Origin of the sequence: Crossiella sp. S99.2 (assembly GCF_023094165.1) — a bacterium.
In the GTDB taxonomy this organism is placed as follows: Bacteria; Actinomycetota; Actinomycetes; order Mycobacteriales; family Pseudonocardiaceae; genus Crossiella.
Window position 1 is genome coordinate 1,151,617 of the sequence record NZ_JALMDK010000001.1, and the last position, 12,923, is coordinate 1,164,539.

General features: G+C 71.8%; 15 protein-coding genes. 8 read left to right on the forward strand and 7 right to left on the reverse strand.

Annotated elements, in window-relative coordinates:
• Positions 1-26: 26 nt before the first annotated feature.
• Positions 27-557: a hypothetical protein gene (locus tag MZC64_RS05580; protein ID WP_184999961.1), complete on the reverse strand. Its 531-nt coding sequence runs from the start codon at positions 555-557 to the stop codon at positions 27-29.
• 183 nt (positions 558-740) lie between these two features.
• Here MZC64_RS05580 and MZC64_RS05585 point away from each other — a divergent pair, with 183 nt between their 5' ends.
• Complete coding sequence (locus tag MZC64_RS05585) at positions 741-1,304, forward strand: hypothetical protein (protein WP_247755954.1); 564 nt, start codon at positions 741-743, stop codon at positions 1,302-1,304.
• Between the two features lie 4 nt (positions 1,305-1,308).
• Here MZC64_RS05585 and MZC64_RS05590 read toward each other — a convergent pair whose 3' ends face one another.
• On the reverse strand, positions 1,309-1,680 hold the full coding sequence (locus tag MZC64_RS05590; protein WP_247755955.1) for a hypothetical protein: 372 nt from the start codon (positions 1,678-1,680) through the stop codon (positions 1,309-1,311).
• Between the two features lie 62 nt (positions 1,681-1,742).
• Between MZC64_RS05590 and MZC64_RS05595 the strand changes: the two genes are divergently transcribed.
• Together MZC64_RS05595 and MZC64_RS05600 are read left to right on the forward strand one after the other, a co-directional pair.
• Positions 1,743-2,534, forward strand: coding sequence for a hypothetical protein (locus MZC64_RS05595; RefSeq protein ID WP_247755957.1), 792 nt, complete (start codon positions 1,743-1,745; stop codon positions 2,532-2,534).
• Positions 2,531-3,598 (forward strand): TrkA family potassium uptake protein, encoded by a 1,068-nt coding sequence (locus tag MZC64_RS05600; RefSeq protein ID WP_247755958.1) that lies wholly within the window; start codon positions 2,531-2,533, stop codon positions 3,596-3,598. The genes MZC64_RS05595 and MZC64_RS05600 overlap by 4 nt, the downstream gene beginning before the upstream one ends.
• Positions 3,599-3,703: 105 nt before the next feature.
• Here the strand turns inward: MZC64_RS05600 and MZC64_RS05605 are convergent, their stop codons facing one another.
• Positions 3,704-5,041, reverse strand: a complete 1,338-nt coding sequence (locus tag MZC64_RS05605) for a HAMP domain-containing sensor histidine kinase (RefSeq protein ID WP_247756289.1) — start codon at positions 5,039-5,041, stop codon at positions 3,704-3,706.
• Between the two features lie 2 nt (positions 5,042-5,043).
• Complete coding sequence (locus tag MZC64_RS05610) at positions 5,044-5,730, reverse strand: response regulator transcription factor (RefSeq protein WP_184999956.1); 687 nt, start codon at positions 5,728-5,730, stop codon at positions 5,044-5,046.
• Between the two features lie 138 nt (positions 5,731-5,868).
• Here MZC64_RS05610 and MZC64_RS05615 point away from each other — a divergent pair, with 138 nt between their 5' ends.
• Positions 5,869-6,558 carry a DUF5666 domain-containing protein gene (locus MZC64_RS05615; RefSeq protein ID WP_247755959.1) on the forward strand — a complete coding sequence of 230 codons (690 nt, stop codon included), beginning with the start codon at positions 5,869-5,871 and terminating at the stop codon, positions 6,556-6,558.
• Between the two features lie 46 nt (positions 6,559-6,604).
• A complete protein-coding gene (locus MZC64_RS05620) occupies positions 6,605-7,078 on the forward strand; it encodes a hypothetical protein (protein WP_247755960.1) in 474 nt (157 codons plus the stop codon).
• On the opposite strand, the gene MZC64_RS05625 is transcribed toward MZC64_RS05620, so the two are convergent.
• Positions 7,079-7,993, reverse strand: a complete 915-nt coding sequence (locus MZC64_RS05625; RefSeq protein ID WP_247755961.1) for a hypothetical protein — start codon at positions 7,991-7,993, stop codon at positions 7,079-7,081.
• 298 nt (positions 7,994-8,291) lie between these two features.
• Here MZC64_RS05625 and MZC64_RS05630 point away from each other — a divergent pair, with 298 nt between their 5' ends.
• The 3 genes from MZC64_RS05630 (at position 8,292) to MZC64_RS05640 (ending at position 10,577) form a co-directional block, all read left to right on the forward strand.
• Entirely contained in the window at positions 8,292-9,035 is a 744-nt protein-coding gene (locus tag MZC64_RS05630; protein ID WP_247755963.1) for an ESX secretion-associated protein EspG, read from the forward strand.
• Positions 9,036-9,114: 79 nt separating this feature from the next.
• Positions 9,115-9,714, forward strand: coding sequence for a type IV toxin-antitoxin system AbiEi family antitoxin domain-containing protein (locus MZC64_RS05635; protein ID WP_247755965.1), 600 nt, complete (start codon positions 9,115-9,117; stop codon positions 9,712-9,714).
• A 104-nt stretch (positions 9,715-9,818) separates the two neighbouring features.
• On the forward strand, positions 9,819-10,577 hold the full coding sequence (locus tag MZC64_RS05640) for a nucleotidyl transferase AbiEii/AbiGii toxin family protein (protein ID WP_247755966.1): 759 nt from the start codon (positions 9,819-9,821) through the stop codon (positions 10,575-10,577).
• A gap of 21 nt (positions 10,578-10,598) precedes the next feature.
• On the opposite strand, the gene MZC64_RS05645 is transcribed toward MZC64_RS05640, so the two are convergent.
• A complete protein-coding gene (locus MZC64_RS05645; protein WP_247755968.1) occupies positions 10,599-11,474 on the reverse strand; it encodes a hypothetical protein in 876 nt (291 codons plus the stop codon).
• A complete protein-coding gene (locus tag MZC64_RS05650) occupies positions 11,474-12,919 on the reverse strand; it encodes a neutral zinc metallopeptidase (RefSeq protein WP_247755970.1) in 1,446 nt (481 codons plus the stop codon). The genes MZC64_RS05645 and MZC64_RS05650 overlap by 1 nt, the downstream gene beginning before the upstream one ends.
• Positions 12,920-12,923: the final 4 nt, after the last annotated feature.

Here is a 12,923-nt window from a genome sequence, read left to right on the forward strand (position 1 = left end):
GGCCGGGAATCCGGGTAACTAGAGAATCAGTTGCGGGTGCGCACCGTCTGCGTGGTCAGCTTCAGCGCCTGCTCGTAGAGCACTTCCTGCAACCAGCGCCCGAACAGCGAGGGCCCGAACTCCCGCGACCGGTCCTCCGGCGCGATCAGCACATCGGCGCCGTCGGTGTCCGCGGTGACCACGCCGATCCCGTAGTAGTCCAGCTCGATCAGCGGCCAGGCGTCGGCGGGCTGCGGCGCGGGCAGCACCACCGCGCACGGGGCCAGCGTCATCAGCGTGCCGCAGGAGTTCAGCGCGGACTCCACCGAGGACTCGATCACCAGCACGCCCAGCAGTTCCACCGCGGGCACCGGGATCTGGTCGTGGAAGTCCGGCTCGAACCAGGACCGGAACCAGGACGGATCCGGCTCCGGTGGCCAGCCGTTCTCGGTGCGCCACTGGTGCACGTGGTCCAGGACGCGGACCACCGCGGACACCTGCTGACCGAGCACGGCGACGTCGGGAATGACCACGCCGCGCCAGCCGAGCGCCGTAGCGGCGTGTTGGAGTGGCGGCACCCAGGCATCCTAGGCCGATCGCTCGATGATCGGTGCGTCGGCCGCCTGGCCGAGCGGAGTTTTCGTCCGTTCTGTCCAGCGAGTTGCCCCATTTGGTGGGTTTTTTCTTATCTCTGCGTCAAGTTGTGACCATCCAACCATTCGGCACCGCATGGTTTCCGTCCCCTGCGATTTAGGAGACCCATGCGTACACAAATTCTCGGAGGCCTGTTAGCCGTCACCCTGTCGGCCATCAGCCTGGTCACCGCCGCGCCTGCCGCCTCGGCGACCGCCGTCCCGTCCACCGAGCAGCGCACGCCCGAGCGTGTTCGACTGGCCGGATTCGACATTCCGGCGCAGCCGCGCGGCGGGGTCAAGATCAGTCACGCCACCGCCACCGCCCGGCTGAGCGCGGCCGGGATCACCTGGGGTTCCAGCGGCAACTGCTCGGACCGGCTCAACCCCAACTGCACCTCGTTCGACCAGATCTTCTCCGGCACCATCGACCAGGTCATCACGCTCAAGCGGGCCAGTGGCTGCGCGGTGCACCTCACCGGCGGCACCGAGACCGGCCACGGCGGCGGCACCTACACGCACTGGAACGGCTACAAGGTCGACTTCCGCCGGGCGGACTGCATCGAGGGCTACATCCGGCGCAGCTTCACCCAGCGCCAGCCGACCTTCGGCGTGGAGCAGTGGGTGTCCAACGCCGGCAACATCTACACCCGGGAGGCCAACCCGCCGCACTGGGACGTGCTCTATTTCTGAGGCGCTATTGACCGGCGTTGCGGCGCACCCGTAGCGCCCACAGCACCAGCGGGATCTGCAGCGGCAGCCTGCCGAAGGCGATCAGCCGCTGCTTGAGTGGTTTGTCCCGCCAGTCCCAGGCCATCTTCACGTTGGCCGGGAACACCGCGATGAACAGCGCCGCGGCGGCCAGCGCGCCCAGCTTCCGGGTCTTGGGCACGGCCACCGCGGCGCCCACCGCCAGCTCGGCCACCCCGGAGAGATAGGTCCAGGTCCGCGGCCCGCCGGGCAGGGTCTTGGGCACCAGCTCGTCGAAGGGCTCCGGGCGCACGAAGTGCAGCACACCCATCCCACTGAGGAACCCGGCCAGCACGACCGCGGCCTTGGCACGCTTCATGACGGTGAGCATAGGTCGTGTCGGCGGCGCGCGGTCCGGCCGATGCCCTAGCCTGCTTCGCCGTGACCGACGAGCACCATCCGGGCGCGGGTTCCGCCGAAGCACAGGCGGTAGCGGCCCTGGCCGAGACCTACCTGGCGGACCTGCGTGAGTGGACCACCATCCCCGCGATCAGCGCCGATCCCGCACACCGGACCGACCTGTCCCGCTCCGCCGACGCACTGGCCCGCGGCCTGGACCGGGACGGCTGGCCGCGGATCCGCCGCTGGGACCTGCGCGGCGTGCCCTCGGTGTACGCCGAGTGGCCCGGTGATCCCGGCGCGCCGACCCTGCTGCTCTACGCCCACCACGACGTGCCCGCCCCGACCGCGCTGGCCGACTGGCGGTTCCCGCCGTTCGAGCCGACCGTGCGCGCGGGCAGCCTGTACGGACTGGGCGTGCGCGGCGGCCGCGGCCGGATCGCCGCCCTGCGCCTGGGCGTGCGCGCACACCTGGCCGCCACCGGCGGGCAGCGTCCCATGCCGAGCCTGCGGCTGCTCGCCGACGGCGCCGGCGTGCCCTCGGCGGCCAGCCTGTACGAGCTGCTCGGCGAGCACCCGGCCGAGCTGACCGGCGATCTGCTGCTGTGCTGCGCGGCCGAACAGGTGCGCGCGCACGCCGTCCCGTTGCTGCGCACCGCACTGGGCATCCGCGAGCTGCCCGGCCCGCCGCCGCTGTCCGCGGCGCCGGGTCCGGGCGCCGACGAACGCGTTGACCTGCCCTCGCTGCACGGGCACGCGGAGGCACTCGCCACACTGGTGCGCACCGCCGGCGCCCGTGCGTCCGGCCTGACCGATCGGGGGAGTGCGGCATGATCCGGCGTAGGTGGTCGGTGAGCCAGCTGACCGACCGTCCCGACCACGATCTGGTGGGGGTCATCAAGATCCCCGAGGGCGGGCGCGGCCCGGTGCGCTCGATCATCACCAGGGTGATCGGCGCGTCGATCGCGCTGGCCGTCACGGTGGTCATCGTGTACCTGGACCGCGAGGGCTACCGGGATGTGGACGACAACGGGCTGACCCTGCTCGACTCGATCTACTACGCCACGGTGTCCTTGTCCACCACCGGCTACGGCGACATCACCCCGGTCTCGCCCACAGCCCGGCTGACCAACATCCTGGTGATCACCCCACTCCGGGTGCTCTTCCTGATCGTGCTGGTCGGCACCACCCTCGAAGTCCTCACCGAACGCTCCCGCCAGGCTTTCAAGATCCAGAAGTGGAGGGCCAACGTGCGTGACCACGTGGTCGTCATCGGCTACGGCACGAAGGGCCGCTCGTCGGTCAGCGCCCTGCTCGGCGACGGCGCCGACCCCGGCAACATCGTCGTGGTCGACACCGACCACGAGTCCCTGGAAGCCGCCACCCAGCAGAAGCTGGTCACCGTGCACGGCTCCGGCACCCGCTCCGACGTGCTGCGCATCGCCGGTGTGCCGCAGGCCAAGGCGGTCGTGGTGGCCACCAACCGCGACGACACCGCGGTCCTGGTCACCCTGACCGCCCGCGAACTGGCCCCCACCGCCCAGATCGTGGCCTCCGTCCGCGAGGCCGAGAACGTGCACCTGCTCCGCCAGTCCGGCGCCGACTCGGTGGTGGTCTCCAGCGAGACGGCCGGCCGCCTGCTCGGCATGGCCACCACCACCCCGTCCATCGTGGAGATGTTCGAGGACCTGCTGACCCCGGACGCCGGCCTGGCCATCGCCGAACGCGATGTCGAGCCGAACGAGATCGGCGGCTCCCCCCGGCACATCTCCGACATCGTGCTGGGCGTGGTCCGCGGCGGCCAGCTGTACCGGGTGGACGCGGCCGAGGCGGACGCGATCGAGGCCGGTGACCGCCTGCTCTACGTCAAAAAGGTCACGCCACCCGAGGGGGACTGAGCCAGACCCTCTGTCCGCAACCCGCCCGCCGCCGAGTTGGCCCAAGTCGTACGCCTAGTTGGCCAAACTGGTCGTCCCACTTGGGCCAACTCGGCGCAGGTGCGCTCAGTGCGGCAGCGGTTGAACGGGCAAGATCAGCCGGAACAACGCCCCCGGCTGACCCGGCGGCGGCTCCACGCACTCCAGGTTCCCGCCGTGCGCCCGCGCGATCCCCTGCGCGATCGCCAGTCCCAGCCCGGCCCCGCCCGATCCCCGGTCCCGCGCCGCGTCCAGCCGCACCAGCCGGTCGAAGATCCGCTGCCGGTCGGCCATCGGCACCCCTGGCCCGGCGTCGGCCACCTCGGCGAAGGCCCACGGTCCGTACTGGCCCACGTGCACCGAGACCACGCCGCCGCGTTCGGAGTACCGGCGGGCGTTGCCGAGCAGGTTGGCCAGCACCTGGGCCAGCCGGTCCGCGTCGCCGGAGACGGTCACCGCGGTGCCTGCCACCACCACCTGCACGTGGTTGGCCAGCAACCGGATCCGTTCGGCCTCCGAGCGGGCCAGCGCGAGCAGGTCCACCGGTTCCCAGCGCAGTTCCAGGCCCTCGTCGATCTTGGCGATGGACAGCAGGTCCTCGACCAGCCTGCCAGCCCGCCTTGCCTCGCGGGCCATCAGCACGTTGAGCCGTTCCCGGTCCTCGAAGCTGCTTTCCGGACTGCTCTGCACCACCGCCTCGGCCGCGGCCTGCACCCCGGCCAGCGGCGTGCGCAGTTCGTGCGCGGCGTCGGCCAGGAATCGGCGGACCCGTTCCTCGGATTCCCTGGCCTGGCGTTCCGCGCCTTCCAGCGCGTCCAGCATCTCGTCGAAGGCCGCGGCGGTGCGGCCCATGTCGGTGTTCTTCTTGGTCGGCGCCAGCCTGCCGCCGCGGTGCCCGCCCGCGATGGAGCGGGCCAGGCTGGTCATCCGGTCCAGCGGGCGCAGCGACAGCCGGATCACCAGTGCCTGCACCAGCGCCGCGGCGCCCAGGGTGCCCACGCCGAGCAGCGCCAGCAGCTGGCGCAGCCTGCGCTGGGCCGCGGAGGTCTCGGTGCGGTCGGCGACCAGGATCAGGTTGCGCTTGCCGGTGAGCTGGCGTTCCACCCGCAGCGGATCCACCGGCTCGCCCTGGCCGGGGCCGGTGATCTCCTGGCCGTTGGGCAGCACGATGGTGCCGCGGATGCCGTTGCCGGTGGCCTTGTTCGCCAGGTAGTGGTTGTCCCGGCTGTCCCTGGCCGCGCTGACCACCAGATCCCCGCGGGCCTGCACCCGGTCCTTCAGCTCCCGGGCCGACTGCACGCCGAAACGCCAGTCCACCAGCACGATGAAGGCGATCACCGCCAGCGCGAACACACCGAAGGAGGCCCAGGACACCCGCAGGCGCAGCGATCCGGTGCGCAGTGGCGGCGGCACGCCGTCGGGCATGCTCACGGCTCGTTCGCGCGCAGCACGTAGCCCAGCCCGCGCACGGTGTGCAGCAGCCGCGGCCCGTGCGCCTCCAGCTTGCGGCGCAACGCGCTCACGTGCACCTCGACCAGGTTCGCGTCGTAGTCCTCATAACCCCACACCGCGGTGAGGATCTGGGTTTTGCTCACCACCCGCCCGCGCTGGGCGGCCAGGTAGGACAGCAGCCGCAACTCGGTCGCGGTCAGCTCGATGCTCACCCCGACTCGGGAGACGATCCCGCCGTCGGCGTCGATGACCAGGTCGGCGATCTGGGTGGTGGAGGGCACCCGGTTGAGCCGGCGCAGCACCGCGCCCACCCGCGCGATCAGCTCGGCCAGCTCGAACGGTTTGACCACGTAGTCGTCCGCGCCGCCACGCAGCCCGCGCACCCGGTCGTGCACGCCGTCCCGCGCGGTGAGCAGCACCACAGCCGAATCGCACCGGCTGCGCACCACCTCCAGCAGCGCGAACCCGTCCCGGCCGGGCAGCATCACGTCCAGGATCACCAGGTCCGGGCGGAAGGAGTCCAGGTCGGTCTCCAGGGTCCGGCCATCCGGCCTGGCCTGCGCCGCGTAGCCGGCGGCGGACAGCGCGGAGGCCACCGCGACCCGGATGGCCTCGGCGTCCTCGACGAGCAGAACTCGTGCAGCGGTGCTCACCGGTCCCATTGTGAGCCCACCAGGCTGAAGCATGGCTGAAGGCACTCGCGCCGAACCGGGTGTTTCAGCTCCGGTTCAGCTTCGCCGAGGAGCGTCGCTGCCGCACCAACCCAGTCAGCGCAGCATCCCAGTCGTCGTGGAGGAACCGTGAACGAGCAGCCGTTGATCGTGCCCGTCCCGGAGCAGGCACCCGCCGAGTCCGCCGCGCCGCGCCGGCGCGGGCTCAAGGCACTCGGGCTGGTCGCGGTGATCGGCGTGGCCGGCGCCGCGGTCGGGGCCGTGCTGCTCGGCGGCCTGACCGGGTCGGCCGCGCCGCGCGGCGAGATCGCGCTGGCCGCCGAACCGGAGGTGCTCCAGGTGGCCGCGCAGGACCGGCAGGCCCGCGGCCCCAAGGAGAACAAGCAGCGTCGGGCGCCCGCGGACAGCACCCTGCTGCTCGGCGCGGTGAAGTCGGTGGCGCCGGGCAAGCTCACCGTCACCAGGGACGGCGGCGGCGAGGTCACCGTGGAGGCCGACGCCCGCACCAGGGTGCGCGGCAACGGTCAGGACGCGCTCACCGGTCTCCAGGCGGGCGACCGGGTCGCGGTCCGGGTGAGCAAGGAGAACAAGGCGCTGCGGGTCACCGCACCGAAGGCGCACGTCACCGGCACCGTGACCAAACTGGACGGGGACCGGGCGACCATCCTCGGCCAGTCCGGGCTGGCCGTGCCGGTGGACCTGGCCGGCATCCAGGACAAGCCCAAGGTCGGCGACCTGGTCTCGGTCCGCGGTGACGCGGTCGACGGCGGCGCGCTGCTCAAGGCCGAGCGGCTGGTCCAGGTCCCGGCCAAGCGGTAGCGCTCCGGTTGACCGGGCCGGGGAGCCGTCTGCCACCATCGACAGAGTGGCTCCCCGACCCGCTCCCGTGCGCTGGGGACTGATCCTGCTCGCGGTCGGGCTGGTCGGTCTCGGCACCGCGCTGGTCGTGTGGCTGCGCCCGGTGCTCGCCGGCGGTTCGACCCAGGCGCAGACCCGCGAGGTCAGCGCGGTGGTGATCACCTCGACGCCGTGCACCGGCCAGGCCGCCAGGGACGTGGTGGAGATCGAGGTCGACGGCCAGAAACGGCAGGCCAAACTGGACGGCTGCGGCCACCGCCAGGGCGAGACGCTCAAGGTCGCCCTGCCCGTGCCGGTGGCCGCCGGTGACCTGGTCGTGCTGCCCGCGGGCGCCGCGCCCACCGGTCCCGGCCTGGAGGGCAGGCTCAGCTCGGTGCTGCTCGCCCTGGCCTGCGTGGCCGGCGCGCTCTACGGCTTCCTGCTCCGGGTCCGGCTGCCGATGCCGCGCCGGGCGAAAGTCCAGCCGGTGGGCCAGTCCTAGCTAGGAGAACAGCCGGTCGCCCGCGGTGGCCATCCGGTGCGAACCGCCGTGCCCGGCCACCCAGTCGCGGATCTGCCGGATGGCGTTGCCGCACTGCCACGAGTTGTCGTAGTCCTTCGCGCCGGTCTGCGCCCCGTACCCGGCGATGATGCCGTTCACGCCAGCCACGCCCAGCAGCCGGTCGACGTACCAGGTGTCGTGGTAGGTCGTCGTCCAGGAGAACGTGGCGGCGAACCGTCCCGCGTCCCGGTCTCCGACGGCCTTCTTCAACTCGGTGCAGGTGTTCCAGCTCGGCTCGGTGCAGTTGCCGAACCCGTTGCGGATGTCGGAGTCCCCGTAGTCCATCACCCGGCGACCATTCGGCAGACCCGAGCCGTGGCTGTTGTAGACCCCGCGGACCTTGTCCAGCGATCCGGTGGTGGTGATCCCCTCCAGCGGGCCGAGCCGTCCCTGCAGGCTCTGCCAGCCGCGGCCGCCGACATCCGGGTTGCTGGGGTGGTACTCGTAGAAGCCCCAGAGCACCGGAATGCCCGCCCTGGTCAGCCGCAACGCCATGTCCCGCAGTCCCGCCACGCTGCAGGCGCGGTTGGGCTGCTCACCGCAGTAGTTCGGATCCTTGAGGTCCAGCCACACCAGCGCGAGCTTGCGCCCCCGGTTGGCCTCTTCGAGGATCCGGGTGAACATGCTGTCCATGCTGGGCCCGTACCGGTTGTTCCCGGCGCTGCTGCAGTCGTGCCAGGCCCGCCACTCGTTCGGATTCCACCAGGCACAGGCGTCGATCTCGATGGCGTTCGCGCCGTGGTCCAGCGCCGCGCTCACCCCGCCGAGCGTGTTGACCTGGTGCGCGATGGCGTACACCGGCCGCTGCGCCGCGGCCGCCGCCGGCGAGGCCGCCAGCAAACCCGTCCCTGCCACACCCGACACCAAGGCCAGCACCGCTGCCGCCACCCGGCCCCACCGCGTCCGGATTCCCGTTGCTCGCACTGGAATTCCCCTCCCGTTGTGCTCCGCTGACCACACCCACGGTCCCAGTGCGCCATGATCGACAACCACTCGCCGGCGATTGTCAATGCCTCGCCGGGCACCTCCCCTGCACCTTCGGCCAGACGTCGGACAGCTCAGCCGAGTTCTTAGGGAACCTGGGAGTCCCGTTTTCCGTCCCACCTCCGCACCGTCGCAACAGCGGAGAGGGGCAGCCCATGGGGACGTTGCCGTGACCGCGGGAACGCGCCGCGCCGAACTGAGACTCGACCCGCGCCAGTTCGCCCTGAGCTGGAAACGGCTGGGCCTGGGCGTGCCCCCGGCCGCCTTGGCGACCCCAGCAGGTCCCGAGCGGCCGGGTCCACCGATGCCGCCCGAGGAAGACCTGGCCCCGGCCCTGCGCCTGCTGGCCACCGCCCAGCGCGAGGTCACCGTGCTGGTCTCCCGCCAGCCCGAGATCTGGGCGGTCGCGGTGGCCTCCGGCGACGCCGGCCTGCTGGTCACCCGCAGTGCGGGCCTGATCCGGCTGCGCCCCGCCTTCGGCACCGCCCTGCCCAGGCTGATCGTCTCGGTCGCGCCCACCCTGCGCGGCGGCCCCGGCCGCTCGGTCAGCCTGCCCAGCGGCGTCTTCGACGAGGCCTGTGGCCGCGCCTACAACGGCGCCGAGGACCTGACCAGCGCGCTGCGCGCCCGCCGGGTCCGGGCCATCGACGCCGAGGCTCTTGGCCACATGCTCAGCGGCATCACCGGCGGCGGCCAGTTCGGCGCCGCCATGCGCGACCGCGCCGGCCGCCGCCACGCGGCCGCCCACACGGTCAGCTTCCTGGACACCGAACGAGGTCGCTACCTGCTGGAACAACGCGGCACCTACGACGGCGCCTCCTGGACCACGGTCGCCCCCGGCAACCCGGCCCGGGTGACCGCCCAGGTCCAGCGCATGCTCGCCGACCTGGCCCGCACCCTGGGCTGGGACTAAACTACAAGAAACTTTTAGTTTCATGCGGAGCACATGCGCAAAACTAAAACTTAGTTTGAGTATGAGGTACCATGGTGCGATGCTCGACGAGCGAGGCCCACGTGACCGGCTCTGGCAGGTAGCCGCCCGCCAGCGTGGTTACTTCACCACGGCGGACGCCCTCGCGGCCGGCTACTCCTACCAAGCGCAGCAGTTCCATCGGAAACGGGGGAACTGGACGCGGGTCGATCGCGGCATCTACCGCTTCCGTGAGTACCAGGACCTGCCCAGCGAAGCCACGGACCAGTTCGTCCGCTGGTCGATGTGGAGTCGCGACCGCGCTGTCGTCTCGCACACCAGCGCGCTCGCGGTGCACGATCTCGGCATCGCGAACCCCGTGGAGATCCATCTGACCGTGCCACCCGACTTCCGGCAGCAGAACAGCGCGGTGGTGCTGCACCGGTCGCGGCTGACTGACCAGGACGTCGAGGTACACGAGGGATTCCGGGTCACCACCCCGCTCCGCGCCGTCATCGAGACGGCTTCGGCTGGGATTGATCAGGACATCGTCGATTCAGCAGTCGCCGAGCTTCTAGCCAAGGGACTGACAAGTCGGCGGCTGCTGCTGCACGCGGCGCAGGAGATGGGGGCACGGGCGGAACTGGCCGTCGAACGAGCGCTGCGAGCGGAGGCGGCGTGACGCGGTACCGGACCGCGATCGATCTGCGCCGAGCGCTGGAGACCCGGCTCAAACAGCAGTCCGAGCGCGAGAACAGCGATCTTGGCAGGCTCCGCCGCCGAGTGGTGTTCGACCGGGTGGCCGTGCGCCTTTCCGCGGCCGACGGAGCCCAGTGGGTACTCAAGGGCGGCGCAGTACTGGAGTTCCGGCTCCGTGAGCGTGCCAGAGCCACGAAGGATCTCGATCTCGCGCTCACCAACGGTGCCGCGGACGGCTTGGCGGTGCGTGAACTTCTGCTGGAGGCGCTGGCCGAAGACCTGGATGGCGACTGGTTCTCGTTCCGGGTCCAGCCGCCGGTACCACTGGCCACGGATACCGCGGGACGCGGAGCCTGGCGATTTTCCGTTGAGGCCTGGCTCGCGGGCAAGATGTTCGCCGCCATCCGGCTCGATGTCGCCGCGCGCGGGGAAGAGCTGGCGGTCACCGAACAGCTGCGGCTTCCGGGTTTGCTGGACTTCGCCGATATCCCGGCACGGTCAATCGAGGCCGTGGAACCGCGGCAACATTTCGCGGAGAAACTGCACGCGTTGACCCGGGATTACGGTGACCGGCCCAACACCCGGGTCAAGGATCTGGTTGACCTGGTCCTGCTCATCGAGAACGGGCTGCAGGCCAACCGCGCCCTGGTCGACGTGGTTCGCCACCTGTTCACTGTTCGCGGCACCCACCCGTTCCCGGTCACCGTGCCCGATCCGCCGCCGCGGTGGGACAGTCAGTACCCGGAGTCCGCGCACCGGCTCACCGAAACCGCCGACACCCTCCCCACCGCGCTGAAGCTGCTACGCGACTTCTGGGGCGACGCACTCGACGACGCGACCGGCTAGCACTCTGGGCTGGGGCTGAGATCAGCCCGGCAGTTCCCAGCTGTTCTCCGCATCCAGCCGGACGATGTGCCGACCCCCGGCGATCACCAGCCGGTACCGCCCGATGTCCGGACTGCCCAGCCCCTGCCAGCGCGCGTACTCCGCCTCGACCTCGGTCCACAACCGCCGCGGCCCGCCCTCGACCACCGTCCAGCCGCCGTCGCCGCCGGTGTTCACATTCGCCCAAGACCCGTCCACGTGCCGGAAGCTGGAGCAGCTGACACCCCCGCTCCACCCCCAGGTCCGGTAACCGATCTCGCCGATGGTGAGCTGGACGTGCAGCCGGAACCCGGCGGGCGCGCCGTGGTCGCACTCGGTCGCGCGCACCGCGGTGCTCCGCTCCGGGTGCATCGGATCCGGCGTCTCGTTCTCGGTGGTGAACGTGGGTTGCAGGTACACCGGCCACGGGAAACGCCCGGTCCCGTGCCGCTCGTCCGTGACCGTCACGAGCACCGCGATCCCGGTGCCGGACACCGCGAGGATCTTGCCGCCCGGCTCGCACCGCGCGAGCGACTCCGCCGGAATCCGCAGCCCGCGCAACGGCGCCGCCACGATGATCCGCTGGTACGGCGGGCTGATCCGGCCCGACGGCCGGTAACCCGCCCTGGCCAGCCGGTCCCGGACCCGGCGTACCGCCTTGGCCTCCGCACCGGTGACGGTCACCTGCTCGCTGCCGTACCGCTGGCACAGCAACGCGGCGGTGTAACCCAGGCCAGGCCCGGTCACCAGGATGCGGTGACCGGGCTTCGCCTTGGCCGCGTTGAGCAACCGGGCCAGCTCCTCGGCGGGCATCCGGCAGATCGCGTCGGACCGCTCGTCGGCCTCCGGCACGAACCGGTCCCGGGGCACGCTCGCCACTAGCTCACGATGTCCGCTTTGGCGTTCCAGGTGTTGCAGTCGCGGCTGTTGTTGTACTTCGCGCCGTGGGTGGCCCAGGCCTTGTTGTTGCCGGGGGAGCCGTGGTCGCGGGGCCGCTTGTTGTTCGGCCAGTCACCGCGTTCGCCCAGGTCGGCGATTGCCGCGTTGGCCAGGTTCCGGTTCACCGAGGCGCGGCCGGAGGCGGCGGCCAGGAACATCCCGGCGAAGCAACTCGCCTGGAGTTCCTTGCGGCGGGACAACTCCAGCCCGCGGGCCGAGGTCTGACCGGCGTCGTACATCTGGTCCCAGGCCGCGCCCAGGATGCCGCTCATCGACTGCACGTGGTGGCCGTACTCGTGCGCCAGCACGCCCAGGCTCGGACCGGCCTGCACGTTCTGCCCGTCGTTGCGCTCCACCCTGGCGTTCATGTAGATCGTGTGGTTGCGCCCGCAGTAGAACGCGCCGCTGGAGTAGCCGCCGGAGCTGCACGGGCTGTTGTCCTTGCCCACCACCACTTCCAGGCCCGGCGGGTCATCCGGCAGGTTCGCCGCGCGCATGGCCGGCGCCCACGCCTCGTGCATGCAGCGGATCGCCGCGCCGTAGAAGGCGCGCAGCGCGTCCGGGTTGGACTTGAACCCTGGCAGGTTGCAGTTCGCGGCCACCACCGGCTTGCCCGCCAGGTGCAGCGGGTTGTCCACCAGCTTGGGCACCGGGCGCGGTTGCGGCGGGGCCGAACTGGTCGCGCTGGTGCTGCGCAGTGTGGTGCTGCGACCGGTGGTGGTGCCGGTCGTGGACGTGGTGGTGGCGGTGGTGCCGTACCCGGTCGTGCGGGCCACCCCGGTGTAGCTCGGGTAGGTGTAGCCGGGCTCGGCGATCGGGGCCTTGCGCCCGGTGCCGACCAGCAGCGCGATCAGCCCAGCGCCCACCACCAGCGAACCCACCAGCACCAGCGCGACCACCGGTCCGGCGGACTTGCGGCGCGGCGGCGGGTACCCGATCGGCCAGGCCTGCTGCGGCGGCATCCACGGCGGCGGCGGGCCACCGGGGCCACCGTGACCGGGCGGCCGCGGCGCGCTGTGCGGCGCGGCCATCGGCGGCGGCATCACCGCCCGCGGCGGCGGCGCGAACCCACCGCCGGGCATCGGCGGCATTCCCGGCCGCATCCCGCCGGGCGGACCCGGCGGCATCGGCGGCGGCCCGCCGGGCAGCTGCGGTGGCACAGGCTGCGGACCGCTGGGCATCGGCGGCCGCTGGTACGGGCCGGAAGGCATCGGCGGCGGCTGCACCACACCGGGCGGTGGCATCCGGCGGGTGCCCTGCGGGGCGATCGGCGCCGGCCGCGGTGGTGGGGCGACCGGCGCGGGTGGCGGCCAGCCGGCGCGCGGACCCTGCTGCGGTCCGGCGCCCGGCGGCGGCCACGAGCCGGGAGGGGGCGGCGTGGTCATGCTC

What these genes read in the sequence shown, in the direction of transcription:
- MZC64_RS05650 (WP_247755970.1), bottom strand. Translation starts at nt 12,919, where the DNA reads ATGACCACGCCGCCCCCTCCCGGCTCGTGGCCGCCGCCGGGCGCCGGA.
- MZC64_RS05590 (WP_247755955.1), bottom strand. Translation starts at nt 1,680, where the DNA reads ATGAAGCGTGCCAAGGCCGCGGTCGTGCTGGCCGGGTTCCTCAGTGGG.
- MZC64_RS05600 (WP_247755958.1), top strand. Translation starts at nt 2,531, where the DNA reads ATGATCCGGCGTAGGTGGTCGGTGAGCCAGCTGACCGACCGTCCCGAC.
- MZC64_RS05610 (WP_184999956.1), bottom strand. Translation starts at nt 5,730, where the DNA reads ATGGGACCGGTGAGCACCGCTGCACGAGTTCTGCTCGTCGAGGACGCC.
- MZC64_RS05585 (WP_247755954.1), top strand. Translation starts at nt 741, where the DNA reads ATGCGTACACAAATTCTCGGAGGCCTGTTAGCCGTCACCCTGTCGGCC.
- MZC64_RS05635 (WP_247755965.1), top strand. Translation starts at nt 9,115, where the DNA reads ATGCTCGACGAGCGAGGCCCACGTGACCGGCTCTGGCAGGTAGCCGCC.
- MZC64_RS05605 (WP_247756289.1), bottom strand. Translation starts at nt 5,041, where the DNA reads ATGCCCGACGGCGTGCCGCCGCCACTGCGCACCGGATCGCTGCGCCTG.